Origin of the sequence: Jongsikchunia kroppenstedtii DSM 45133, assembly GCF_000380485.1 — a bacterium.
GTDB lineage: Bacteria > Actinomycetota > Actinomycetes > Mycobacteriales > Mycobacteriaceae > Jongsikchunia > Jongsikchunia kroppenstedtii.
Genome location: NZ_AQYG01000049.1, coordinates 118,844 through 140,288, shown reverse-complemented (window position 1 = coordinate 140,288; position 21,445 = coordinate 118,844). Strand labels below are relative to the sequence as shown.

The window sequence follows — 21,445 nt, the reverse complement described above, 5'->3', positions numbered from 1 at the left end:
CGGAAGAGGTGCAGTACCCATGGTCGATGACGGCCGGATGATGCGAGCCGGGGCCAATCGGAGGACGAAGGCGGCATTGACTGCGCTCACCGTCGCCGTGGCCACCGTCGTCGCACTGCTTGCGAATAGCACCACTGCCACCGCCGAGCCGGCCGGGCCGTCGCGACTCGACCACATCGTCAAGAACAGTTTCAAGATGTGGACGATGTACGTCTACTCGCAGTCGATGAACCGGGTGATCCAGCTCGATGTCCTGCGTCCGGCGAATACCTCGGCACCGCGCCCGACCCTCTATCTGCTCAACGGCGCGGGCGGCGGCCAGGTCGCCGAGTCCGACTGGGAGTCGCAGACCGACATCGCCTCGTTCTTCGGCGACAAGAACGTCAACGTGATCATCCCGCGCGACGGCAAGTACAGCTACTACACCGACTGGCTCAAGACCGATCCCAAGCTGGGCACCAACAAATGGACGACGTTCCTCACCAAGGAGCTGCCGCCGATCGCCGACGCGGCGCTGGATGCCAACGGCACCAACGCGCTGGGTGGGCTCTCCATGTCGGGCACGTCGACGCTCGCGCTGGCCGAGCACGCGCCGAAGCTGTACAAGGCGGTGTCGGCCTTCAGCGGCTGCGCGCAGACCGATACCGAGCCCGGCCAGACCTACGTGCGGCTGGTCGTCGAATCGCGCGGCGGCGGCAGCGTCGAGAACATGTGGGGACCGATCGGCGGGCCGCTGTGGCGGGCGAACGACCCGACGATCAATGCGGAGAAGCTGCGCGGAATCGACCTCTACATCGCCAGCGGCAGCGGGCTGCCCGGTCCGTACGACACCTTGAGCGGGCCCAACATCGACGGCGACCCGGCGGTGCTGGCCAACCAGATCGCGGTCGGCGGAGTGCTCGAGGGCGCGATCAACCAGTGCACCCACGCACTGCAGACGCGGTTGCAGCAGCTGAACATCCCGGCCACCTTCCACTTCAACCCGACCGGGACCCATTCCTGGGGCTACTGGCAGGCCGATCTGCACCGCTGGTGGCCGCGCCTGGCGGCGTCGATCGGTGCCTGAGAGCGTCCGTCCGGCGTAGATTCCGAATGCAGGGTCGACAAAACCGCGGCCGGAGGCAGCGGACGAATCGAGGTTGGCGATGACCATCGGTAAGGCATATGCAGTGGCTCTCGCGGCCATCGTCGCGAGCGGCGGCATCATCCTCGGGACCGGAGTGGCCGGCGCCGCGCCGACACCACCGAATGTCGTCTGCACGGGATACGTCTGCTACAACTCAGGTGATCTACCCGGATTCGGCACCGCCACCACGTGGTGCCCCGGCGGCACGACGGTCACCGGCTCGGCCTATGTGCCCGGCCACGGCTGGGGAACGGCGGCGATGCCGCCCTGCCCGTGGAATCCGATGAACGGGCTGCCCGGCCGCTACTGATAGGGAGCAACGTATATGCCGACACTGTGGGCGATCAGTGACCTGCACGTCGCACACAAGGGCAACGAGAATCTCATCGACCGGATCAGCCCGACCGACCCCGGGGACTGGCTCATCGTCGCGGGCGACGTCGCCGAGCGCACCGACGACATCCTGGACACGCTGCGTCGCCTGCGAGCCCGGTTCGCCAAGGTGATCTGGGTGCCCGGCAATCACGAGCTGTACACCACCGCCAAGGATCCGATGCAGATCCATGGCGTGGCGCGCTACGAGTATCTGGTGGCTGAATGCCGCAACCTCGGTGTGCTGACTCCGGAAGACGAGTATCCCGTGTTCGACGCGCAGGACGGGTCGGCGCCGGTGCGAATCGTGCCGATGTTCCTGTTGTACGACTACACCTTTCGGCCCGACGGCACTACGAACAAGCTGCAGGCGCTGGCGCTGGCCCGCGAACGCAACGTGGTCGCCACCGACGAGTTCCTGCTGTCGCCGGAGCCGTATCCCACCCGGGACGCCTGGGGTCGGGCCCGGATCGAGAAGACGCAGGCGCGTCTCGGGATGCTCGATCCGGCCGAGCCGAAGGTGCTGATCAACCACTGGCCGCTGCGACGGGAACCGACTGACGTGCTGCATTACCCGGAGTTCGCGCTGTGGTGCGGCAGCGAACTGACGGCCGACTGGCATACCCGCTACGGTGCGGTCTGCTGTGTGTACGGCCACCTGCACATCCCGCGCACCACCTGGTATGACGGGGTGCGTTTCGACGAGGTGTCGGTGGGCTATCCGCGCGAATGGAAGCGACGCGGTATGCCGGAACCCTTTGTGCGGCAGATTGTTCCGAGTGACGGCGCGACGGAGGAGTCGTTGCCGTTCCACGGTGTGCGGTTCCAGGTCAAGCCAGAGGACCGGGAGCGCGCCGAGAAGATGGCGCAGCGATTGGCCGAACGCCGCAACGCGGCGATAGCGAAGTCGGCGGGATCCGCCGAGGAGGAGGATCAGTGATCGAGCGGCTGTTCGGCGCGGGAATCGAGGTCGCCGAGGCGTTCGCCGACCCGCCGGGGCTGTCCGTCCTGCCCGCCGAGGAGGCGATCGTCGCGCGGGCCGTCGCCAAGCGCCGCAACGAATTCGTCACCGCCCGCACCCTGGCGCACGGCGCGCTGGATCGGCTGGGCGTATCGACCGGCCCGATCCTGCGCGGCGAGAAGGGGCAGCCGCTGTGGCCGCGCGAGGTCGTCGGCACGATCACCCACACCGACGGCTACCGGGCGGCGGCCGTCGCGCACAAGCTGGCCGTGCGGTCGGTCGGCATCGATGCCGAGCCGCATGATGTGCTGCCCGACGGCGTGCTCGAGCACACCTCGCTGCCGCCGGAGCGCGAGTTCATCGCGGCCGCGGCCGGCGACGATGTGCACTGGGACCGAGTGCTGTTCTGCGCCAAGGAGACCACGTACAAGGCCTGGTTCCCGCTGACCGAACGCTGGCTGGGTTTCGAGGAGGCGCACATCACCTTCGAGCGTACCGACGACACCGCCGGGACCTTCCGGTCGAAGCTGCTCGTGGACGGCACCACCATCGACGGCGGGGCGCCACTGACCGAGTTCGAGGGCCGCTGGGTGATCGACAACGGGTTCATCCTCACCGCGATCACGCTGGCGTAGTCATGGCCTCGGAGAAGACGGGTCTGGTCGGCGCCGGGCTGCTGATCGTCGACAAGCCGAGCGGCATCACCAGCCACGATGTGGTGGCGCGATGCCGAAAGCTGTTCAACACCAGGCGGGTCGGCCATGCCGGCACCCTGGATCCGATGGCGACCGGCGTGCTGGTCCTCGGCATCGAACGGGCCACCAAGATGCTCGGCCTGCTCTCGCTGACGACGAAATCGTATGCGGCGACGATCCGGCTGGGCGCGGTGACCGACACCGACGACGCGGACGGCGAGATCCTGGAGAGCGCCGACGCGTCCGGGGTGACCGATGCGGCGATCGCGACGGCGGTCGCCGATCTCACCGGCGACATCGACCAGGTGCCGGCCAAGGTGAGCGCGATCAAGGTCGACGGCCAGCGGGCGCACAAGCTGGTGCGCGAGGGCACCGATTTCGAGCTCAAGTCTCGTCGGGTCACGGTCTCGCGCTTCGAGATTCGCGACACCCGGCGCGTCGGCGACCACCTCGACCTCGACGTCGAGGTGGACTGCTCGTCGGGGACCTACATCCGGTCGTTGGCCCGCGACCTCGGTGCCGCGCTCGGTGTCGGCGGCCACCTGTCCGCGTTGCGGCGTACCGCCGTCGGGCCATTCGGCCTGCAGCATGTGCGCACGCTCGACGAGCTGGCCGACGACCCGGTCGTCAGCCTGGATGTGGACGAGGCGTCGCGAGTCGCGTTCGCGCAGCGGCAGATCAGTGACGCGGAAGCCGAATCGATCAGCCAGGGCCGCTGGCTGGAGCCGATCGGCATGCCGGACGTCTACGCTGCGGTGGCGCCGAACGGGCACACGATCGCGCTGCTGCGGGAGAAGGGCAAACGCGCCAGCTCCGTCATGGTCGTGCGGCCGGCGACACTGCGCGATTGAGCATCGCCGATGGTCTCCAAATTTCTGGCTGGTGATCAGCTGGACGATTCGGCAAGGTTGACGGAGTCCCGCAATACCGCTTTTGTATGCGGGACTTCGTCATAACGCAGCCGGTCGTTCAGCTGGCGCCAGCCAGCCAGATCGCCAGGCCGAGGCCGCATACGGCGACCAAGTAGCGCAGCAGCCGTTCATTGCTGTGCCGCACGACGGGTGGCCCGCACCAGCCGCCGAGGAACGCGCCGACCGCCATCACCAGAGCGGGCAGCCAGTGCACCGGACCGAAGAAGGCGAACCCGATCGCGGCGACCAGATTCGACAGACCCAGCAGGAACGACTTGAGAATCCCGGCCCGCCAGAAGGATTCGCTCGTGCTCACCAGGACCAGGGCGAGCAGCATGACGCCGGCACCGGCGCCGAAATAGCCGCCGTACACCGATACCGCCAGCAGGCCTGCCGGATAGGCGATGGGAAACGTTCGATCGCCCGCGAGCCGGCGCAGCGACGGCTGGGCGACCACCGCCAGCGATGCCACGGCGATCAGGTAGGGCACCACCGCCTGGAAGCTGCCCGCCGAACTCACCAGCAGCAGTATCGCGCCGAGCACCCCACCCACGACGCTGATGACCGCGTCGCGCACCAGGTTTCGCCGCGGATGATGCCGGAGCTCGGTCGCCGAATTGGTCATCGACCCGGCCCCGACGCCGACCAGTGCCACGGTGTTGGTGACGTTGGCGGCGACCGGCGGCAGGCCGATCGCCAGCAGCGCCGGATACGAGACGATCGACGCCAGCCCGGTGATGTAGCCGATCAGCCCGGCGAAATATCCGGCGACGACGAGATACGGATACTCCCAGCCGCCCACGTTCGGTGACGGCTCGCTAGACCAGCCAGATCGATTGGGCGGCAATGTCGCCCAGGTCGATCGGATCGCCGTCGTCGATGCTGATGCAGACGGTCCCGGCGAACGGTCGCTGCTCGCGGACGGTCACCGTGCGGTCCAGCGCGATGCCGACGGAGTCGAAGTAGCGCAGCATGTCGGGGTCGTTGTCGGCGATCCGGGCGACGCGGCCAGATTCGCCGGCGGCCAGGTCGGACAGGCGATTGGCGGCGGGCGCGGGGACCGACCCGTCCAGCGCGGGGATCGGGTCGCCATGCGGATCGCGGATCGGGTGACCGAGCTTGGCGTCGATCCGCGCCATCAACCGGTCCGACAACGCGTGCTCGAGGATCTCGGCCTCGTCGTGCACCTCGTCCCAGCCGTAGCCGAGCTCGCGCACCAGGTAGGTCTCCAGGAGCCGGTGGCGACGGACCATCAGGACCGCGGCCTGGCGACCGGAGTCGGTGAGCGTGATCGAGCCGTAGCGGCGATGGTCGACCAGATTCTGCTCGCCGAGCTTCTTGATCGCCTCGGATGCCGTCGACGGCGAGACCCCGAGTTTCTCGGCGATCATCTTGGTCGTCACCTTGGCCTCGGACCACTCCTGGGCGGTCCAGATCACCTTCAGATAGTCCTGGGTCACCGCCGACAGATCGGTGACGGCAGGACCGGACGCCTGAGATCCACTCTCGTGTGGCACAGGCGTCATTCGTGAAGCGGGCACCATTCGAGCTTAGGGCGTCTTTGCCTCCCGAGTGGTCACCGGTTCTGGCGGGTCGTATTCTGGCAACCGTGCTGCGCTGGCGTGGGCTCGAGGAAGTTCCGGCCGATTGGGGCCGATGTGTGGTGACCATTGGCGTCTTCGACGGCGTCCATCGTGGTCATGCTCAATTGATCGAAACCGCTACCCGAATAGCGAAACAGCGGGGACTGCCCGCGGTCTTGATGACCTTCGATCCGCATCCCGTCGAGGTGCTGCGGCCCGGTAGTCATCCGCCGCAGCTGACGACGCTGGCCCGGCGGGCCGAGCTCGCCGAGGAGATGGGTATCGACGTCTTCTGCGTGATGCCGTTCACCCCGGCGCTGGCCTCCTATTCGCCGAAGGACTTCGCCCATCAGATGCTGGTCGAGCGGCTGCATGCCGCGGAGGTCGTGGTCGGCGAGAACTTCACCTTCGGCAAGAAGGCCGCCGGCACCGTCGACACGCTGCGACAACTGGGCGAGCGGTTCGGGTTCGGCGTCGAGGCCGTGAAGCTGGTCGGCGAGAACCCCGACACCGATCACTCCGTGACGTTCAGCTCCACGTATATCCGGTCCTGCGTCGATGCCGGCGACATGACCGCGGCGGCCGAGGCGCTGGGCCGCCCGCACCGGGTCGAGGGCGTGGTCGTCCGCGGCGACGGTCGGGGCCGCGAACTCGGCTATCCGACGGCGAACCTGGCGCCCCCGATGTACTCCGCGGTACCCGCCGATGGCGTGTATGCGGCCCGATTCCGAGTCCTCGGCGCGGGGTCGAAGGTCGGCGAGGTCGTGCCGGGGGAGACCTACCAGGCCGCCGTCTCGGTCGGCACCAACCCGACGTTCTCCGGCCGGGCCCGCACCATCGAGGCCTTCGTCCTCGATACCGACGCCGACCTGTACGGCCAGCATGTCGCCGTCGATTTCGTGCATCGCATCCGTGGGATGGTGAAGTTCAATTCCATCGACGAGCTGATCGATGCGATCGCCGACGACGTGAAGAAGACGCGCGACATTCTGGCCTGAGCTGTCGGCCGGCGGGTTCACGCGAAGTCGGCGATCACCTCGGCAGCCTGCCGTACCTGGTCCAGATCGGAACTGGTTGGGATCAGGTGGATCTCGTCGGTACCGATGTCCTGGAATCGGCGCAGCGTGGCCGCCAGCTCGTCCTGCGATCCGGACCAGCCGGTCGTCGGGGCGATGGCATCGACGTATTTGGGCGGGATCCAGTTCATATAGCGCAGCAGATGGGTGCGCACCTGATCGCGGGCCGCGTCGGCGGGTCCGAGGGCGAACCAGAACGAGGTCGCCAGATGGGGTGCCGGCTTTCCGGCCCGCGCCCAGGCGGTGCGGGCGACGTCGAACAGCTCGTCCTGCTTGCCGGTATCGAGATCCATCGTGATGCCCGCCAGTCCGTCGGCCCACGACGCCGCGCTGCGGAGCGTCTTCGGGCCGGTCGTGCCGACCAGCAACGACGGCCCGCCCGACTGGACCGGTGGCGGGCCGACCGGCAGCACGGATTCGGTGATCTTCTCGCCCGCCCACACCCGGCGCATGATCTCGACGCGCTCGGCCATCCCGCGCATGGTCTGCGTCGCCGGATCGGCGCCGACGGCGTGATAGTCCTCGTGCCGGCCGCCGACCCCGATGCCCACGGTGAGCCGGCCGCCGCTGAGCACGTCACCGGTCGCCAGCGCCTTCGCGCACATCACGGGATCGTGCAGCTGGGGCACGATCACGGTGGTCACCAGCCGGACCCGATCGGTCCAGGCGGCGAGTGCACCCAGCAGGGTGACGCTGTCGGGGTTGTCGAACGCGATGCGCTCACCCCAGCACAGGGACGAGAACGGGCCCTCGTCGATCGTCCGCGCCCAGGACTTCAGCAGTGCGCGATCAAGATCCGGTTCCATGACCGGCATGGTCATCCCTATCTGCATGCCGAACCTTAACTTCGCGGCAGCCGGATAACTGCCAGAAAATCGGCCTCGGGCGGAGATAATTGTCAGTGCACGCTGGAGAGCAACAGTTATTCGGCGGCTCCGCCGATTTTGGCGGCGAGCCGGTCGCCGGTACTCTGGACCCTCGGTGTCAGCTGCAGGCTGCGGCGGCGGCGCCTCCCGACTGGGGATTTTTGACGCAGACCCGATCACAGGAGTGACGCATGGCGCTGACCGCCGAGCAGAAGAAGACCATCCTGGCCGAGTACGGCCTGCACGAGACCGACACCGGTTCGCCGGAGGCCCAGGTCGCGATGCTGACCAAGCGGATCAGCGACCTCACCGAGCACCTCAAGCAGCACAAGCACGACCACCACAGCCGGCGCGGACTGCTGCTGCTGGTCGGCCGTCGCCGCCGGCTGCTGAAGTACGTCGCGAGCGTCGACATCGAGCGCTACCGCTCGCTGATCGAGCGCCTCGGCCTGCGCCGCTAGTCGCCGCTGAACTTTCATCGACCCGCGTCACCATCTCGGTGACGCGGGTCGTTTGATTTCGGCGAATTCCCCGTTCGGTTGTGATGCCGGAGTCTGAGGGCTGCGGTGATACCCTCGGCGGGAGTCTCTTACCGATGTTGACGCATCACGAAGTCTGAGCGGTCCTCGGTAGTGGCTACCGGAACACAGAGCTTCCGGTGGCTTCGATCGATGGCCGTCTTCCAGACCACTCGCGTCACATCTTCGGTACGAGCTCCAGCTCACGCGCTCAGGGGAGCCGTGAGCTGCACGCATGTGTGCAGACATGCATGCGTGGAGACGAGATGTGAAGACGAGAGGACATCAATTTCATGACTGACACCATCGACGCCGTCGACTACGACGACGAGGTGACCGAGGCGACCGCCGTCATCGACAACGGCAGCTTCGGACAGCGGACGATCCGCTTCGAGACCGGCCGATTGGCTCAGCAGGCCGCCGGTTCGGTCGTCGCCTACCTGGACGACGAGACCATGCTGCTGTCGGCGACCAGCGCCAGCAAGCACCCGAAGGAGCACTTCGACTTCTTCCCCCTGACCGTTGACGTCGAGGAGCGGATGTACGCCGCGGGCCGGATCCCCGGATCCTTCTTCCGCCGCGAGGGCCGCCCGTCCACCGACGCGATCCTCACCTGTCGCCTGATCGACCGGCCGCTGCGTCCGTCGTTCGTCGACGGCCTGCGCAACGAGATCCAGGTCGTGGTGACGGTGCTGAGCCTGAACCCGCAGGACCTGTACGACGTTGTCGCGATCAACGCGGCATCGGCGTCCACCCAGCTCGCCGGCTTGCCGTTCTCCGGACCGGTCGGCGGCGTGCGCGTGGCGCTGATCCCGACCGAGGCGAACAAGGCCGGCCAGTGGGTCGCCTTCCCGACCGTCGAGCAGCTCGAAGGCGCCGTCTTCGACATGGTCGTCGCCGGTCGCGTCGTCGAGTCCGGTGATGTCGCCATCATGATGGTCGAGGCCGAGGCCACCGACAATGTCATCGAACTGGTCGACGGCGGCGCCCAGGCGCCGACCGAGGCCATCGTGGCCGAGGGCCTGGAGGCGGCGAAGCCGTTCATCAAGTCCCTGTGCGAGGCGCAGCAGCAGCTGGCCGCCGCGGCCGCCAAGGAGACCGGCGAGTTCAAGCTCTTCCCGGCCTACCAGGACGATGCCTACGCCGCGGTCGAGGCCGCCGCGTCGGCGAAGTTGGCGGAGATCCTGTCGATCCCCGGCAAGCAGGAGCGCGACAGCAAGACCGACGAGCTCAAGGCCGAGATCCTCGACCAGCTCGGCGAGCAGTTCGAGGGCCGCGAGGGTGAGCTGGGCGCGGCATACCGCTCGGTCACCAAGAAGCTGGTGCGCCAGCGGATCCTGACCGACCACTTCCGCATCGACGGCCGTGGCATCACCGACATCCGGTCGCTGTCGGCCGAGGTCGCCGTGATCCCGCGGGCGCACGGCAGCGCGCTGTTCGAGCGCGGCGAGACCCAGATCATGGGTGTCACCACGCTGGACATGGTCAAGATGGCCCAGCAGATCGACTCGCTCGGCCCCGAGACCAGCAAGCGCTACATGCACCACTACAACTTCCCGCCGTACTCGACCGGTGAGACCGGGCGCGTCGGTTCGCCGAAGCGCCGCGAGATCGGCCACGGCGCGCTCGCCGAGCGCGCCCTGGTGCCGGTGCTGCCGAGCGTCGAGGAGTTCCCGTACGCGATCCGGCAGGTTTCCGAGGCGCTGAGCTCCAACGGCTCGACCTCGATGGGCTCGGTGTGCGCCTCGACCATGTCGCTGCTGAACGCCGGTGTGCCGATCAAGGCCCCGGTCGCCGGTATAGCCATGGGCCTGGTGTCCGACGAGGTCGGCGGCGAGACCCGCTACGTCGCGCTGACCGACATCCTGGGTGCCGAGGATGCCTTCGGCGACATGGACTTCAAGGTCGCCGGCACCAAGGACTTCGTGACCGCCCTGCAGCTGGACACCAAGCTCGATGGCATTCCGTCGAAGGTGCTTGCAGGTGCGCTGTCGCAGGCCAAGGACGCGCGTCTGACCATTCTCGAGGTGATGGCCGAGGCCATCGACGAGCCGGACGAGATGAGCAAGTACGCGCCGCGGATCACCACCATCAAGATCCCGATGGACAAGATCGGCGAGCTGATCGGCCCCAAGGGCAAGACCATCAACTCGATCACCGAGGAGACCGGCGCCAACATCTCGATCGAGGACGACGGCACCGTCTTCATCGGTGCCGCGGACGGCGACTCGGCGCAGGCCGCGATCGACAAGGTCAACGCCATCGCCAACCCGCAGCTGCCGAAGGTGGGCGAGCGGTTCCTCGGAACCGTCGTCAAGACAACGGCTTTTGGTGCTTTCGTGTCGCTCCTGCCGGGTCGCGACGGCCTCGTCCACATCTCGAAGCTGGGCAAGGGCAAGCGGGTCGCCAAGGTCGAGGACGTGGTGAACGTGGGCGACAAGATCCGCGTCGAGATCGGCGACATCGACGATCGCGGCAAGATCAGCCTCGTCCCGGTGGACGACAGCGCCGACGCCCCGGCCGCCGACCAGCCGGCCGCAGACGCCGAAGCGTAAGTCGCACTGAGTAAGTCAACAAAGGCACCCGAGCCCGTCGGCTCAGTACGCAAGAGCGTGCTGCCCGGCGGGCTTCGGGTTGTCACTCAGTTCGTGCCCGGCGTGCAGTCGGCGTCGGTGGGGCTATGGGTACAGGTCGGTTCGCGCGACGAGGTGCCGTCGCTCGCCGGGGCCGCACACTTCCTGGAGCATCTGCTGTTCAAGTCGACGCCGACGCGGACGGCCACCTCGATCGCGCAGCAGATCGATGCGATCGGCGGCGAGCTCAATGCCTTCACGGGCAAGGAGCACACCTGCTACTACGCGCATGTGCTCGACGAGAATGTCGACGAGGCGATCGATCTGGTCGCCGACGTGGTACTGCGCGGCCGCTGCCTGAGCGGTGACATGGAGATCGAGCGCGACGTCGTGCTCGAAGAGATCGCCATGCGCGACGACGATCCCGAAGATCTGCTGGGGGAGGCGTTCTTGGCGTCGATGTACGGCGCCCACTCGCTGGGTCGCCCGGTCATCGGCAGCACCGAGTCGATCGCCGCGATGGCGCGGCGTCAGCTGCATTCCTTCCATGTGCGGCGCTATACGCCCGACCGGATGGTGCTCGCGGTCGCCGGAAACGTCGACCACCGCGCGATCGTGGCGGCCGCCCGGGCCGCCTTTGCCGGCCACCTGCAACCGGGTACCGCACCCGTCGCCGCCCGACCGGGCACTGCGAAAGTTCCTGGGAAGCCCGGTTTTTCGTTGCTCCGACAGGAGACCGAGCAGGCGCATCTGACGCTCGGCGTGCGTACCGCTGGGCGGGCCGAGCCCGACCGGTGGGCCGTGTCGGTGCTCAACACCGCCCTCGGCGGCGGCCTCAGCTCCCGGTTGTTCCAGGAGATCCGGGAGACCCGCGGGCTCGCCTATTCGGTGTATTCGTCGGTCGATGCGTTCGCCGAGACGGGTGCGCTGTCGGTGTACGCCGGCTGTTCGCCGGAACGTCTGGCCGAGGTCGTCGATCTGGCCACCACGATCCTGACCGACGTCGCCGAGAACGGTCTGACGGCAGCCGAATTCGATCGGGCCAAGGGCGCCCTGCGCGGCAATGTGGTTCTGGGTCTGGAGGATTCGTCGTCGCGGATGCATCGCATCGGGCAGAGCGAGCTGAACTACGGGCGCCATCGGACGGTGGCGCAGTCGTTGCGTCAGCTCGATCGGGTGCGGCGCAGCGACGTCAACGCGTTGGCCGCGCGGCTGCTCACCGGACCGTTCGGCGGAGCGGTGGTCGGGCCGTACCGAAATCGCCGTCAACTGCCGAAGCAACTGGCGGCGCTCGGCGCGGTGCGCTGATCGGCCTACTTGCCGGCCCAGATCGAGTCCAGCTGTCCGCTCGTGTTGTCGGTGACCTTTCCGCGGACGACGAACCAGCCTGCGATCATCACGACGGCGATGAATGGGATGCCGCCGACGACTACCCAGAAGTCCAGTTTGTCACCGTATTTCGGGTTCGACACCCAGCCATCGATGGCCATGCCGATGACCACGAACCCGAGGAAGGCGAGGCCGAACAAACTCGTCCACGGATATCCGGGCGCTTGAAACTTGCCGGGCGGTATGACGCCGCGATTCACCAACTGTCGTAGACGCAACTGACAGAGGAAGATCGTCGACCACGTAAAGACGATGCCGATCGACGCGGCTTCGAGGGCAAGATCAAACGCCTTGCCAGGAGCCACCGCGTTGAGGATGATCCCGAGTACGTAGATCACCGACGTCAGCGCGATACCGGCCCAGGGGACTCCGCCGCCGCTCATCTTGGTGGTGAATTGTGGTGCCTGGAAGGACATTCCAAGGCTGCGAAGGATGCGGCCGGTCGAGTAGAGACCCGAATTGAGGCTGGACATCGCGGCAACGATCAACACCAGGTTGATGACGTCGGCCATCCATCCCATGCCGAGTTTGCTGAACACGGTGACGAACGGGCTCTCCGAGCCGTCCGCACTGTAGGTGCTTGTCGGCAACATGCACACGAGCAACAGAATTGAGCCACAGTAGAAGACGCCAATGCGGAAGATCACGGCATTGACGGCTTTCGGGACCTCTTTCTCCGGGTCCTTCATCTCGCCGGCGGCAACTCCCACCAGCTCGATGGCGGAGTACGCGAAGACAACGCCGGACATCACCAGGATCGGCCCGTACCAATTGTGGCCGTCGGAGGTCGGCCAGAATCCGCCGGTGTTGTCCCACAGGTTGTTGAAGCCTGCCTGATGGGTGCCTATGTGGATGCCGCCCACGACGACGACGATGCCGACGACCAGGAACAACACGATCGCACCGACTTTGAGTACGCTCGCCCAGAACTCGAACTCGCCGAACATCCTGGCGCTCAACATGTTAACGGCGAGAACAATGACGAGTGCGATGAGCGCGGTCAACCATTTTGGTTCGCTGGGCAGCCATTTCTGCATGTACACGCCCACCGCAGACAACTCCGCGATTCCGGTGAGCGCCCAGTTGAGCCAGTACATCCAGCCGGTGATGTATGCGCCTTTCTCACCGAAGAACTCCCGCATCCAAGACACGAAAGCGCCCGATGACGTGCGATAAAGCACCAGCTCGCCCAGAGCTCGCATGAGAAAGTAGGCGACAACCCCGGCGACGGCGTAGCTGATCAGCAGAGCCGGACCGTTGCTGTGTAGTCGGCTGGCGGACCCAAGAAATAGGCCGGTACCGATGGCGCCACCGATGGCGATCATCTGTACTTGGCGGCCACCGAGCGATTGCTTGTAGCCGACCTGTTCGGCGTCGAATTGGGCTGTTGAAGTCGATGCGTCAGTCAACTGCTTTCCCTTGTGGTAGTTGCGTCACTGTGGCTGGCTGTTGTGGAGACAGTAGGCCACGCGCATTTCAGTAACGTAAACGCGGGGCGCTCGAATGTCAGCCGTTTCGTGAGACGATGTGCCGGTGAGGCCGGTGGCGGAATTCTTGGCGGAACATCCGCCGTTCGACGCCGTCGGCGATGCCGAACTCGACCAGCTGGCGCGGGCGTCGCAGGTGCACGACTTCCCGGCGGGCGCCGAGATCATGAACGCCTTCCTCCGGCCCGCGCAGGCGCTGTGGGTGGTGATGAGCGGCCGTGTCGAACTGTGGAACACGGCGACGGGCTCGGCCGGCGGGCCCGACGAGGTGCTGGACGCCGGCGGCGTCTTCGGCTTCTCGGCGCTCCTCACGGGGTCGTCGGTCGGCCCGCGGGCGGTCGCGGCGGAACCGGTTCGCGCGTGCCGGGTACCGGCCGACGTGGTCCAGCCGCTGTTCGCCAGCCTGGCCGGGGCCGAGTTTCTGGCTCGTAAGCTCACGGTCCAGGCGCCGGGGGACGGGGTGCCCGCTGTGGTGGGAACGGTCGACGAACTGATCCGCACGGTGCCGGCCATCGGCCACCCGTCGATGTCGGTCCGCGAGGCCGCCCGGATCATGACCGATCGGCATCGGCCGTACCTGGTGATCCTCGACGCGGACGGGCGGATCGGGTTGATCACCGACAACGACCTGCGGTCGCGGCTGGTCGCCGCCGGTCTCGGGCCGGACACCCCGGTCGGGCAGGTGATGACCCTGCCGGCGCGGACGGTGCTGGCCGGCACGCCGGCCGCCGATGCGCTGCTGGAGATCCTGGAACACGGCCTGTCGTGTCTGCCGGTGGTCGACCGGGCCGGTCAGGTGCGCGGCGTGGTCTATCCGGGCGACTTCGTCGCGGCCCCAGCCGGCGTGAGCGTCTCTCTGAGAGAACAGATCTCGCGTGCCCAATCGGTGGACGCGCTGGTGGACCGCGGATCGCGGGTGCCGTATCTGCTTATCGACCTATTGCGACGCGGCCGGCCGTCCCACGAGGTGACGGTCATCCTGTCGATCGTGACCGACGCGCTGGTGCGCCGGGGGCTGGACCTGGTGCTGGCGCAGCATCCCGAGCTGGACGGCGATGCGGTCACCTGGCTCGCGCTCGGCAGCAACGGCCGACGCGAGACGGTGCTCAGCTCCGACATCGACAGCGCGGTGTCCTTCGACGAGTCGGTGCCCGCCGAGCGCATCGGGCTCTATCGCGCGGCGTTCGCCGAAGTCGAGGACATCCTGCGGCGCAGCGGATTGAGCATCGACGACCACGGCGCCACCGCGTCCAAACCGTTGTTCGCCCGCACCCACAGCCAGTGGGGCGAGCTGGCGCGCAGCTGGCTGGACGATCCACTGCGCAATAAGGGCATGATCATGGCCTCGCTGCTGGTCGACGCCCGGCCGATCTGGGGCGACCCCGGGCTGCCGGCTGTGTCCGCGGTCTTCCGCAACCTGCGGGAACATTCGGGAACGATGAAATCGCTGCTGGCGGAGTCGTTGTCGTACCGGGCGAAGCTGCGGTCGATGCGGGACGTGTTCGCCCGTCGCGGCGATGTCATCGACATCAAGGCGCAGGCGGTGCTGCCGGTGGTCAATATCGCGCGCTGGGTCGGGCTCAGCGTGCGGACCACCGAGGTCGGTACCCGGGGCCGCTTGCTCGCGGCGGCCGGGAGTCCGCTGCTCACCGAGACCAACGCCCGCAACCTCATCGAGGTGTTCGACGTGTTGCAGAAGATCCGCATCAGCTATCAGGTGGCGCAGTTGGAGGCCGGGGAGCGGCCCTCGGATGTCCTCGATCTGAACCGGCTGTCGCCGATGGACCGGAGCCTGATCGCCCAGGCGGTACGGGAGATATCGGCGGTGCAGAAGCGAATGGATAACCTCAGTCACTACACGGACGCGTCCGAATGGGCGGAGGGGCGGCGGTAGTCGCGCAGGATGTCGTCCATCGCGCCGATCGGGAGGCCGGTACCGAGAAGCTCCCGGAGAGCGTCGCGCAAGGGGTCGTCGGAACCGGTACGCACGGCGCCGTACAGGGCCGCGACGGTCCGGGCCGCACGGAAGCCGCGGAGGTAGGCGGGGGTATCGCCGGACCGAAACGACTGCCACGCCTGAGTTTCCACGGTCAGGTAGTGCACCTGCAGCATCGCGGCGGCTGTCCGTGCCACGGGTTCGCCGGCGGCCAGCGCGGCGAGCGCCGCTCGCGCATCGGGTGGCAACGCGATGCCGCCGACGACTGTCGCCTCGGCGATCAACCGGGCCATCACCGCAGGCAGGGTTGATGGCGGCACGCCGCGTGCGAGTCGGTCAATATCAGACATCGATCGGATCCGCGGGATCGATGACATCGATGCTCCGTTCGGCGAGCATGTCCAGAATCTCGGCGGACGCGTCGCCGGTGGCGACCGCGATCAGCGAAAGTTCATGCGCCTGTGCGTAGTTCAGCAGTGCCAGCTCCGGTTCGATGCCGGTGCCGACCAGTTGCTCGCCGTCGAGGAGGGTAAACCCGGGGCGCAGGAACGGCGCCGGTTCCGGGGTGGCGACGATGGTCTCGGTGGTGCCGTCGGCGTGCCGGCAGAGCGCGACCGCGACATGCCAGCCGGGGAGATGGGCCGGAACATGCGGCGCGAAGTCGAGCAGCCGGCTCTGCAGATGTGTTGTGCAGTCGGTATCGGCGTGATCCGTTGACGCAGAGATGGTTCGATGGGCGGACGCGGCAGCGGTACCGGCCGCCGCGAGGGCGCCGATCGGCAGCGCGGCGGCGGCTGGGGAGACGGCCGGATCCGCATGCTGCTGTGCGGCGCTCTCACCGGCGGCGACCAGATCCTGGTGTATCGCTTCGTGATCGGCGGCCGCCAGTGCCGCGGCGACCAGCGTGTGCGCGCCGTCGACTCCACCGTCGGCGATCCGGGCCGATGCCAGTTCGTGCTGCGCCGCCAGGTCGGCCGCCGCCAAGTCGGCCTCCGCGGTACGCACGGCGTCAGCGAACTGGTGAGTGGCGGCGGCGAGGGACCGGAGATGTTGGGCGACAAGGGCGAAACCGGCGGCGGGGTCGAGAGTGTCGGCGGCCGCCGCGATGCCGGCGGCCACCGTCTGTCCGCTGCCGACCTCCCGCAGCGCGCCGATACCGGCGCGATAGTCCGCGCCGGTCTGGTCGTATCGCTCGGCGGCCGCGGCGAGCCGGTCGGCGACCGCGGCGAGCGCGGTGCCGTCGATCATCGGACACCTTCGTCGGTCGTGGTGATGGTCGTCATCCCGCCGGAAAGACCGGTGTCGGTCCGGGCCAGGTCACCCAGCAGCGCATCGATGGTGCCGCGAAGGCCGGCGATCAGGTCGTCGGCGCCGCCTGCGAGGAATGCTGCACCGGCGGGCGAGTCGGCGCAGAGTGCGATCAGCAGGTCGAGATCGGCGGCGGCCTCGCGGCGGAGGCCGTGGTGCGCGGTCACGATCTCGCCGAGTGCGGTCAGCCGCGAACGCAGTGAATCATCGATGGCGACAACAGATTCGGTGTCGATCATCGAGAGGTGCCCAGTTCTGCGGCGAGGATGTCGGCGGCCAGGCCGCGGCGCTCGGCGGCGATCGCGTCGGTGGCCTGCCGCGCGAGCGAGAGGATGGCCTCGGCGAGCAACGGCGCCGGGTAGCGGTGTGGACCGGATGGTCGGGTCGCGTTCGGATCGATGGTGATGTGGACGAGTCGGTGAGCGGTCGATGTCACCGCGATCAGTCCGTCGGCGGTCGTCGCCGTGCGGTGGTGGTCGTCGGCGAAGGCCGGATGTGCGGCCAGCCGTTCGCGGACCGCCGTAGCGGCTGCGGCTGCGGCCGCGGCGGCGCGGCGGGCGGTCAGCGATGTCGCCGGTGCCGGGGCGGGGTGGACGCGCCGTATCCACTCAGTGTGGTCGCGATGCAATCGATCGAGCGCCTGGGCGGCCAGTGTCACGATCGCGTCGGCCACCCAGCGATGGCCATGGCGGCGCAGCGACAACGAGTCGATGGTGAGCGCCGTCGGCCCGCGCAGCCCGACCGTCATCCGGATGTACCGATCGGGCGACCAGATTTCCACGCGATCCGCGGGGCATTCGATCATGACTGATCTCGTTGTGCAGCAGCGGAATCGACGCGTTTTTCCGGATCGGTGGCCGCGTCGGGCGCGGCCCAGTCGCCGAGCACGGGCGGCGCGACGAGAGGCAGCGGCCCGATCGCCGTTTCGGAATGGTGGCGGCCGCGTAGGTAGCCGGCCGCCCGCCGGTGCTCGTTGCCGCGGGCCGAACTGCGGCCGCCGCCCGGATGCATCGGCGGAGTCGTGCCGCGCGGGGCGCTGGGGGAGGCGGTGCCCGGCACCGGGGGCGTCGGCGGCTTAGCGGTCACGCCCGGCGTGGTGAGACGCGACGACGGAACCGGTTGCGCTGCTCCGATTCCGCCGACGCCCGCCGCGCCGCCGACCCGGCCCGTCGGCGATCCGCCACGGGTGGTCCCGACACCGCCGATCGGGCCGAGAGGGCCGGCGCCGCCGGCCGGCGCCATCGTGGTCGACGGTCCGCTGCCCGCGGATCCGGCCCCGGCCGCAGCCGCATCTGTGACCGGCGACCCTGCTTCCGCCTGTCCGGCGGCGTTCGGTGATGCGGCGGCGCCGGCCGTACGATCCGGCGCCGATCCGACGGGACCGCTCAGCATTCCTGCTGGGTCGGCGGGATCCGAACCGGTGGCCGAGCCGCCGCCGCCGAAGGCCGTTCCACCCGGCGCGTCACCCGCGCCGGGGCCGCCGGGAATGTCGAGATCATTGACCGGGGTGACGTCGACCAGATCGTGCGCGCCGACCATCGGATTGGAGTAGGTGCTGTCCATCGCGGCGTCCAGCTGGGCCTTGATCGCCCGCGCCAGCTCGGCGTTGTCGACGAGCGCCATGTCCCTTGCGGCGGTGGTGCCGATCAGCTCGACGCCCGTCTGGGCGGTGCTGCGGCCGCTGTGCAGGATGGCGGCCACCTCCTCGAGCTGCCCGCCGACGGCGCCGGTATTCGAGGCGTTCTCGACTGCGGCCCGCGCGACGCGGCCCGCAGTCGTCAGCGCGGCGGTGGTGGCCTCGCCTTCGAGATGTTCCGCCAGCGTCTGCACGGTGCGTTCGTAGAGCGCGGCAGCATTGGCGATGGCCTGCATGGCCGCCCGCAGCTTGGCGGCCGCGTCGGCGGCGCCGCCCGAATCCATGGACAGGCCGATATCGAGGATGCCGTCCACCGAGGTGGCCGGCCACGGGGTCTTGCCGCCCGGTGACATATCGCCTCCTCATTGGGATCGGTCTAGCTGCGTGCGGCGACGCAGACATCCTGCGTGGATAGGACGCGCACGACCGGCGACCGGTTCCCTCGCCGTCGAACCGTGCTCGTCGGCACCGATATGATCGGGCTGATGGTGCTCGGCGAACACATTCGTTGAACAGGGAGAACAGGTGACCAAGATCAAGGTGGGCGTCCTCGGCAGCGAGGGCAAGGTCGGCAAGGCGATCGTCGATGGGGTGCACGGCGCCGCCGACATGGAGTTCACCAGCGGCGTCGACAAGGGCGATCCGATCTCGCGGTTCACCGAGACCGGCACCCAGGTGATCGTCGACTTCACCCACCCCGACGTGGTGATGGGCAACCTGGAGCAGGTCATCGACGCCGGCATCCACGCGGTCATCGGCACCACCGGTTTCGACGAGGCGCGTCTGGAGACCGTCCGCGGCTGGCTGGCGGCCAAGCCGGGCGTCGGCGTGCTGGTGGCCCCCAATTTCGCGATCGGTGCCGTGCTGTCGATGCGGTTCGCGCAGCAGGCGGCCCGATTCTTCGACTCGGTCGAGGTGATCGAGCTGCATCACCCGCATAAGGCCGATGCTCCGTCGGGCACGGCATACCGCACCGCAGCGTTGATCGCCGAAGCGCGCCGCGCCGCCGGTACTCCGGTGAGCCCGGATGCGACCACCACGGAGCTCGAGGGGGCCCGGGGCGCCGTCGTCGACGATGTGCGCGTGCATTCGGTGCGGCTCGCCGGTCTCGTCGCCCACCAGGAGGTGCTGCTCGGCACGCAGGGCGAGACGCTGACGATCCGGCACGATTCGATCGATCGCACCTCGTTCGTGCCCGGGGTGCTGCTGGGCGTCCGCGAAATCGGATCGCGTCCCGGGCTGACCGTCGGCCTCGACGCATTGATGGACCTGTAGAGAGCGGTCGAATGGTGAGCTCCGACGAAGCCCAGCAGAACCAGCGGAAGTCCAAGGACCCGCGGCCGATCGTGTGGTCGATCGGGCTGCTGGTCGTCGCCCTGTGCTTCTATTTCGTGCTGCTCGGCCAGCGGGCCGTCGAGCTGATGAGCAACGGCACCGTGGCCGGAATCGGCTTGGGGATCGGGGTTTTCATCCTCCCGCTGCTCGGTATCTGGATGGTCTGGTCGACTCTGCGCGCCGGTATCGCCCATCAGCGCCTGGCACGGCGGGCCAAGGACGAGGGCTACGAGCTCGACGTCTCCGACCTGCCGCGGCGGCCGTCCGGGCGGATCGAACGCGATGCCGCGGACGCGCTGTTCGCTCAGGTGAAGGCGGAATGGGAAGCGGCGCCGAATGATTGGCACAATACCTACCGGATCGCCCGTGCCTACGACTACGCCGGCGACCGTTCGCGGGCCCGCGAGATGATGAAGCGGGCCGTCGAGCAGGAGGCGGCCGAGACTACCGACGGGGCCAGCGGCTGACATGAGTAGGACGCTCCTGATCGTTCACCACACACCCTCGCCGCATTGTCAGGCGATGTTCGAGGAAGTGGTCAGGGGCGCAACCGATCCCGAAATCGAGGGCGTCGAGGTGATTCGCCGGGCGGCGCTGTCGGTATCGGCCAGTGACTTCCTCGCCGCCGACGGATACGTGCTCGGCAGCCCTGCGAATCTCGGCTACATCGCGGGAGCCCTCAAGCACGCATTCGACAGCTCCTACTACCAGATCCTCGACTCGACGCAGGGCCGCCCGTTCGGGCTGTACCTGCACGCGAACGAAGGGGCCGAGGGCGCGGTGCGGGCTGTGGATTCGATCACGGCCGGCCTGGGCTGGAACAAGGCGGCCGAATACGTGATCGCCTCGAACAAGCCCGCAAAGAATGACCTGGAGGCCTGCTGGGAGCTAGGCGCCACCGTGGCCGCGCAGCTGATGGAGGCGTGAGCGGCGATGGCCGCGTTTCGATATCTGATCGAGAGGTTCGCGTTGCAGCGTTCCAATATGTGGGAACTGGCCTGGGACGCTGAGATAACCCCGTGTCAACGAATGGCCACGTCGCGGCCGCTATTTGATGACGTCAACCGCAATAAGTGATTAAGGATCATTTAATGCGTCCGCTCACGACTTGCGGATTTGGTCGGGGCCGCCGACCGATGTCGGAGCTTTGTCGCGAAGGATCGTTAACATAACTATCGAGCGGTTCGTTGGAATTGCGGATATTCAAATTCGGGCAGTTAGTAACGTTTGCATAACGGAGCGATGAGCGTCACAAATCCACCGAACATGTTGTTAGCGTCACTATGCGTCGCCTTGGGGAGTAGGTGACGGGCGCCATTCGACAATTGAATGTCGTTCTTGGGCAATATCTCTCGTGGAGGATTCATGGGTAGCACCACGGTCGTTGATGTCGTCAAGTTCATTTTCGAGACGTTCGGGAACATGTCGAGCTTCCTGAGCTGATCTGAACTCGAAAGTCCTTGTCGGGGCGGCAAAGCGCGTCGACATCACATATCGAACGGAGAAATAAATGCAGAAGACAGCAACTCGCGACGGCGGCAGTCTCACCAACGACATCGGGGCCATCGGCCAGATGATGCAATTGCTGGCAGCGGTAGGCCCGGCCCTGCTCACCGGCTCGCTGGCTGCGCCAGCGTAGTAAGCCTCGAAAACGACGATGCGGCCGCCCGGCA

The 21,445-nt window shown here is 67.5% G+C and carries 23 protein-coding genes; 14 read left to right on the top strand and 9 right to left on the bottom strand.

Going from position 1 to position 21,445, the window contains the following annotated elements; translation table 11 throughout:
• The first annotated feature begins 37 nt into the window (after positions 1 to 37).
• From G341_RS0114860 to truB, 5 genes are all read left to right on the top strand, one after another.
• On the top strand, positions 38 to 1,066 hold the full coding sequence (locus tag G341_RS0114860; RefSeq protein WP_026303710.1) for an alpha/beta hydrolase: 1,029 nt from the start codon (positions 38 to 40) through the stop codon (positions 1,064 to 1,066).
• A gap of 79 nt (positions 1,067 to 1,145) precedes the next feature.
• Positions 1,146 to 1,436, top strand: coding sequence for a hypothetical protein (locus G341_RS22170; RefSeq protein ID WP_043451632.1), 291 nt, complete (start codon positions 1,146 to 1,148; stop codon positions 1,434 to 1,436).
• Positions 1,437 to 1,451: 15 nt separating this feature from the next.
• Positions 1,452 to 2,438 carry a metallophosphoesterase family protein gene (locus G341_RS0114850; RefSeq protein ID WP_018179947.1) on the top strand — a complete coding sequence of 329 codons (987 nt, stop codon included), beginning with the start codon at positions 1,452 to 1,454 and terminating at the stop codon, positions 2,436 to 2,438.
• Positions 2,435 to 3,094: a 4'-phosphopantetheinyl transferase family protein gene (locus G341_RS0114845; protein WP_018179946.1), complete on the top strand. Its 660-nt coding sequence runs from the start codon at positions 2,435 to 2,437 to the stop codon at positions 3,092 to 3,094. The genes G341_RS0114850 and G341_RS0114845 overlap by 4 nt, the downstream gene beginning before the upstream one ends.
• Positions 3,095 to 3,096: 2 nt before the next feature.
• Positions 3,097 to 4,005 carry a tRNA pseudouridine(55) synthase TruB gene (gene truB, locus G341_RS0114840; protein ID WP_018179945.1) on the top strand — a complete coding sequence of 303 codons (909 nt, stop codon included), beginning with the start codon at positions 3,097 to 3,099 and terminating at the stop codon, positions 4,003 to 4,005.
• 118 nt (positions 4,006 to 4,123) lie between these two features.
• On the opposite strand, the gene G341_RS0114835 is transcribed toward truB, so the two are convergent.
• Positions 4,124 to 4,867, bottom strand: a complete 744-nt coding sequence (locus G341_RS0114835) for a sulfite exporter TauE/SafE family protein (RefSeq protein ID WP_018179944.1) — start codon at positions 4,865 to 4,867, stop codon at positions 4,124 to 4,126.
• A gap of 16 nt (positions 4,868 to 4,883) precedes the next feature.
• A complete protein-coding gene (locus G341_RS0114830; RefSeq protein ID WP_155826983.1) occupies positions 4,884 to 5,591 on the bottom strand; it encodes a metal-dependent transcriptional regulator in 708 nt (235 codons plus the stop codon).
• An 83-nt stretch (positions 5,592 to 5,674) separates the two neighbouring features.
• Here G341_RS0114830 and G341_RS0114825 point away from each other — a divergent pair, with 83 nt between their 5' ends.
• Positions 5,675 to 6,646 (top strand): bifunctional riboflavin kinase/FAD synthetase, encoded by a 972-nt coding sequence (locus G341_RS0114825; RefSeq protein ID WP_081622557.1) that lies wholly within the window; start codon positions 5,675 to 5,677, stop codon positions 6,644 to 6,646.
• Positions 6,647 to 6,663: 17 nt separating this feature from the next.
• On the opposite strand, the gene G341_RS0114820 is transcribed toward G341_RS0114825, so the two are convergent.
• Positions 6,664 to 7,557, bottom strand: coding sequence for an LLM class flavin-dependent oxidoreductase (locus G341_RS0114820; RefSeq protein ID WP_081622556.1), 894 nt, complete (start codon positions 7,555 to 7,557; stop codon positions 6,664 to 6,666).
• Between the two features lie 224 nt (positions 7,558 to 7,781).
• On the opposite strand from G341_RS0114820, the gene rpsO reads away from it, so the two are divergent.
• From rpsO to G341_RS0114805, 3 genes are all read left to right on the top strand, one after another.
• On the top strand, positions 7,782 to 8,051 hold the full coding sequence (rpsO, locus tag G341_RS0114815) for a 30S ribosomal protein S15 (protein ID WP_018179940.1): 270 nt from the start codon (positions 7,782 to 7,784) through the stop codon (positions 8,049 to 8,051).
• Between the two features lie 350 nt (positions 8,052 to 8,401).
• Positions 8,402 to 10,663, top strand: a complete 2,262-nt coding sequence (locus G341_RS0114810; protein WP_018179939.1) for a polyribonucleotide nucleotidyltransferase — start codon at positions 8,402 to 8,404, stop codon at positions 10,661 to 10,663.
• Positions 10,664 to 10,669: 6 nt separating this feature from the next.
• Positions 10,670 to 11,989, top strand: a complete 1,320-nt coding sequence (locus G341_RS0114805) for a M16 family metallopeptidase (protein ID WP_051092837.1) — start codon at positions 10,670 to 10,672, stop codon at positions 11,987 to 11,989.
• Between the two features lie 5 nt (positions 11,990 to 11,994).
• Here G341_RS0114805 and G341_RS22165 read toward each other — a convergent pair whose 3' ends face one another.
• On the bottom strand, positions 11,995 to 13,479 hold the full coding sequence (locus tag G341_RS22165; RefSeq protein WP_051092836.1) for an amino acid permease: 1,485 nt from the start codon (positions 13,477 to 13,479) through the stop codon (positions 11,995 to 11,997).
• Between the two features lie 133 nt (positions 13,480 to 13,612).
• Between G341_RS22165 and G341_RS0114795 the strand changes: the two genes are divergently transcribed.
• Entirely contained in the window at positions 13,613 to 15,451 is a 1,839-nt protein-coding gene (locus tag G341_RS0114795) for a putative nucleotidyltransferase substrate binding domain-containing protein (RefSeq protein WP_018179936.1), read from the top strand.
• Here the strand turns inward: G341_RS0114795 and G341_RS0114790 are convergent.
• Genes G341_RS0114790 through G341_RS0114770 form a run of 5 tightly spaced genes read right to left on the bottom strand, consistent with a single transcriptional unit; the run spans position 15,412 to position 18,790 of the window.
• Positions 15,412 to 15,843 (bottom strand): hypothetical protein, encoded by a 432-nt coding sequence (locus G341_RS0114790; RefSeq protein WP_155826980.1) that lies wholly within the window; start codon positions 15,841 to 15,843, stop codon positions 15,412 to 15,414. The two genes, G341_RS0114795 and G341_RS0114790, sit on opposite strands and share 40 nt — an antisense overlap.
• Positions 15,836 to 16,741: a hypothetical protein gene (locus G341_RS0114785; RefSeq protein WP_018179934.1), complete on the bottom strand. Its 906-nt coding sequence runs from the start codon at positions 16,739 to 16,741 to the stop codon at positions 15,836 to 15,838. The genes G341_RS0114790 and G341_RS0114785 overlap by 8 nt, the downstream gene beginning before the upstream one ends.
• Positions 16,738 to 17,040, bottom strand: coding sequence for a hypothetical protein (locus tag G341_RS0114780; protein ID WP_018179933.1), 303 nt, complete (start codon positions 17,038 to 17,040; stop codon positions 16,738 to 16,740). Before G341_RS0114780 ends, G341_RS0114785 begins: the two co-directional genes overlap by 4 nt.
• Positions 17,037 to 17,606 carry a hypothetical protein gene (locus tag G341_RS0114775; RefSeq protein ID WP_018179932.1) on the bottom strand — a complete coding sequence of 190 codons (570 nt, stop codon included), beginning with the start codon at positions 17,604 to 17,606 and terminating at the stop codon, positions 17,037 to 17,039. The genes G341_RS0114780 and G341_RS0114775 overlap by 4 nt, the downstream gene beginning before the upstream one ends.
• Positions 17,603 to 18,790, bottom strand: coding sequence for a hypothetical protein (locus G341_RS0114770; RefSeq protein ID WP_018179931.1), 1,188 nt, complete (start codon positions 18,788 to 18,790; stop codon positions 17,603 to 17,605). The genes G341_RS0114775 and G341_RS0114770 overlap by 4 nt, the downstream gene beginning before the upstream one ends.
• Before the next feature lie 172 nt (positions 18,791 to 18,962).
• Between G341_RS0114770 and dapB the strand changes: the two genes are divergently transcribed.
• From dapB to G341_RS24295, 4 genes are all read left to right on the top strand, one after another.
• Positions 18,963 to 19,712: a 4-hydroxy-tetrahydrodipicolinate reductase gene (gene dapB, locus G341_RS0114760; RefSeq protein ID WP_018179929.1), complete on the top strand. Its 750-nt coding sequence runs from the start codon at positions 18,963 to 18,965 to the stop codon at positions 19,710 to 19,712.
• Positions 19,713 to 19,723: 11 nt separating this feature from the next.
• A complete protein-coding gene (locus tag G341_RS0114755) occupies positions 19,724 to 20,239 on the top strand; it encodes a hypothetical protein (protein ID WP_018179928.1) in 516 nt (171 codons plus the stop codon).
• Position 20,240: 1 nt separating this feature from the next.
• Complete coding sequence (locus G341_RS0114750) at positions 20,241 to 20,699, top strand: flavodoxin family protein (RefSeq protein ID WP_026303707.1); 459 nt, start codon at positions 20,241 to 20,243, stop codon at positions 20,697 to 20,699.
• Positions 20,700 to 21,282: 583 nt separating this feature from the next.
• Positions 21,283 to 21,411: a hypothetical protein gene (locus G341_RS24295; protein WP_018179925.1), complete on the top strand. Its 129-nt coding sequence runs from the start codon at positions 21,283 to 21,285 to the stop codon at positions 21,409 to 21,411.
• Positions 21,412 to 21,445: the final 34 nt, after the last annotated feature.

What these genes read in the sequence shown, in the direction of transcription:
- G341_RS0114790 (WP_155826980.1), bottom strand. Translation starts at nt 15,843, where the DNA reads ATGTCTGATATTGACCGACTCGCACGCGGCGTGCCGCCATCAACCCTG.
- G341_RS0114750 (WP_026303707.1), top strand. Translation starts at nt 20,241, where the DNA reads ATGAGTAGGACGCTCCTGATCGTTCACCACACACCCTCGCCGCATTGT.
- G341_RS0114820 (WP_081622556.1), bottom strand. Translation starts at nt 7,557, where the DNA reads ATGCAGATAGGGATGACCATGCCGGTCATGGAACCGGATCTTGATCGC.
- G341_RS0114775 (WP_018179932.1), bottom strand. Translation starts at nt 17,606, where the DNA reads ATGATCGAATGCCCCGCGGATCGCGTGGAAATCTGGTCGCCCGATCGG.
- G341_RS0114780 (WP_018179933.1), bottom strand. Translation starts at nt 17,040, where the DNA reads ATGATCGACACCGAATCTGTTGTCGCCATCGATGATTCACTGCGTTCG.
- G341_RS0114830 (WP_155826983.1), bottom strand. Translation starts at nt 5,591, where the DNA reads ATGACGCCTGTGCCACACGAGAGTGGATCTCAGGCGTCCGGTCCTGCC.
- G341_RS0114755 (WP_018179928.1), top strand. Translation starts at nt 19,724, where the DNA reads ATGGTGAGCTCCGACGAAGCCCAGCAGAACCAGCGGAAGTCCAAGGAC.
- G341_RS0114860 (WP_026303710.1), top strand. Translation starts at nt 38, where the DNA reads ATGATGCGAGCCGGGGCCAATCGGAGGACGAAGGCGGCATTGACTGCG.
- G341_RS0114785 (WP_018179934.1), bottom strand. Translation starts at nt 16,741, where the DNA reads ATGATCGACGGCACCGCGCTCGCCGCGGTCGCCGACCGGCTCGCCGCG.
- G341_RS0114810 (WP_018179939.1), top strand. Translation starts at nt 8,402, where the DNA reads ATGACTGACACCATCGACGCCGTCGACTACGACGACGAGGTGACCGAG.
- G341_RS0114850 (WP_018179947.1), top strand. Translation starts at nt 1,452, where the DNA reads ATGCCGACACTGTGGGCGATCAGTGACCTGCACGTCGCACACAAGGGC.
- G341_RS0114770 (WP_018179931.1), bottom strand. Translation starts at nt 18,790, where the DNA reads ATGTCACCGGGCGGCAAGACCCCGTGGCCGGCCACCTCGGTGGACGGC.
- G341_RS22170 (WP_043451632.1), top strand. Translation starts at nt 1,146, where the DNA reads ATGACCATCGGTAAGGCATATGCAGTGGCTCTCGCGGCCATCGTCGCG.
- truB (WP_018179945.1), top strand. Translation starts at nt 3,097, where the DNA reads ATGGCCTCGGAGAAGACGGGTCTGGTCGGCGCCGGGCTGCTGATCGTC.
- G341_RS24295 (WP_018179925.1), top strand. Translation starts at nt 21,283, where the DNA reads ATGCAGAAGACAGCAACTCGCGACGGCGGCAGTCTCACCAACGACATC.
- rpsO (WP_018179940.1), top strand. Translation starts at nt 7,782, where the DNA reads ATGGCGCTGACCGCCGAGCAGAAGAAGACCATCCTGGCCGAGTACGGC.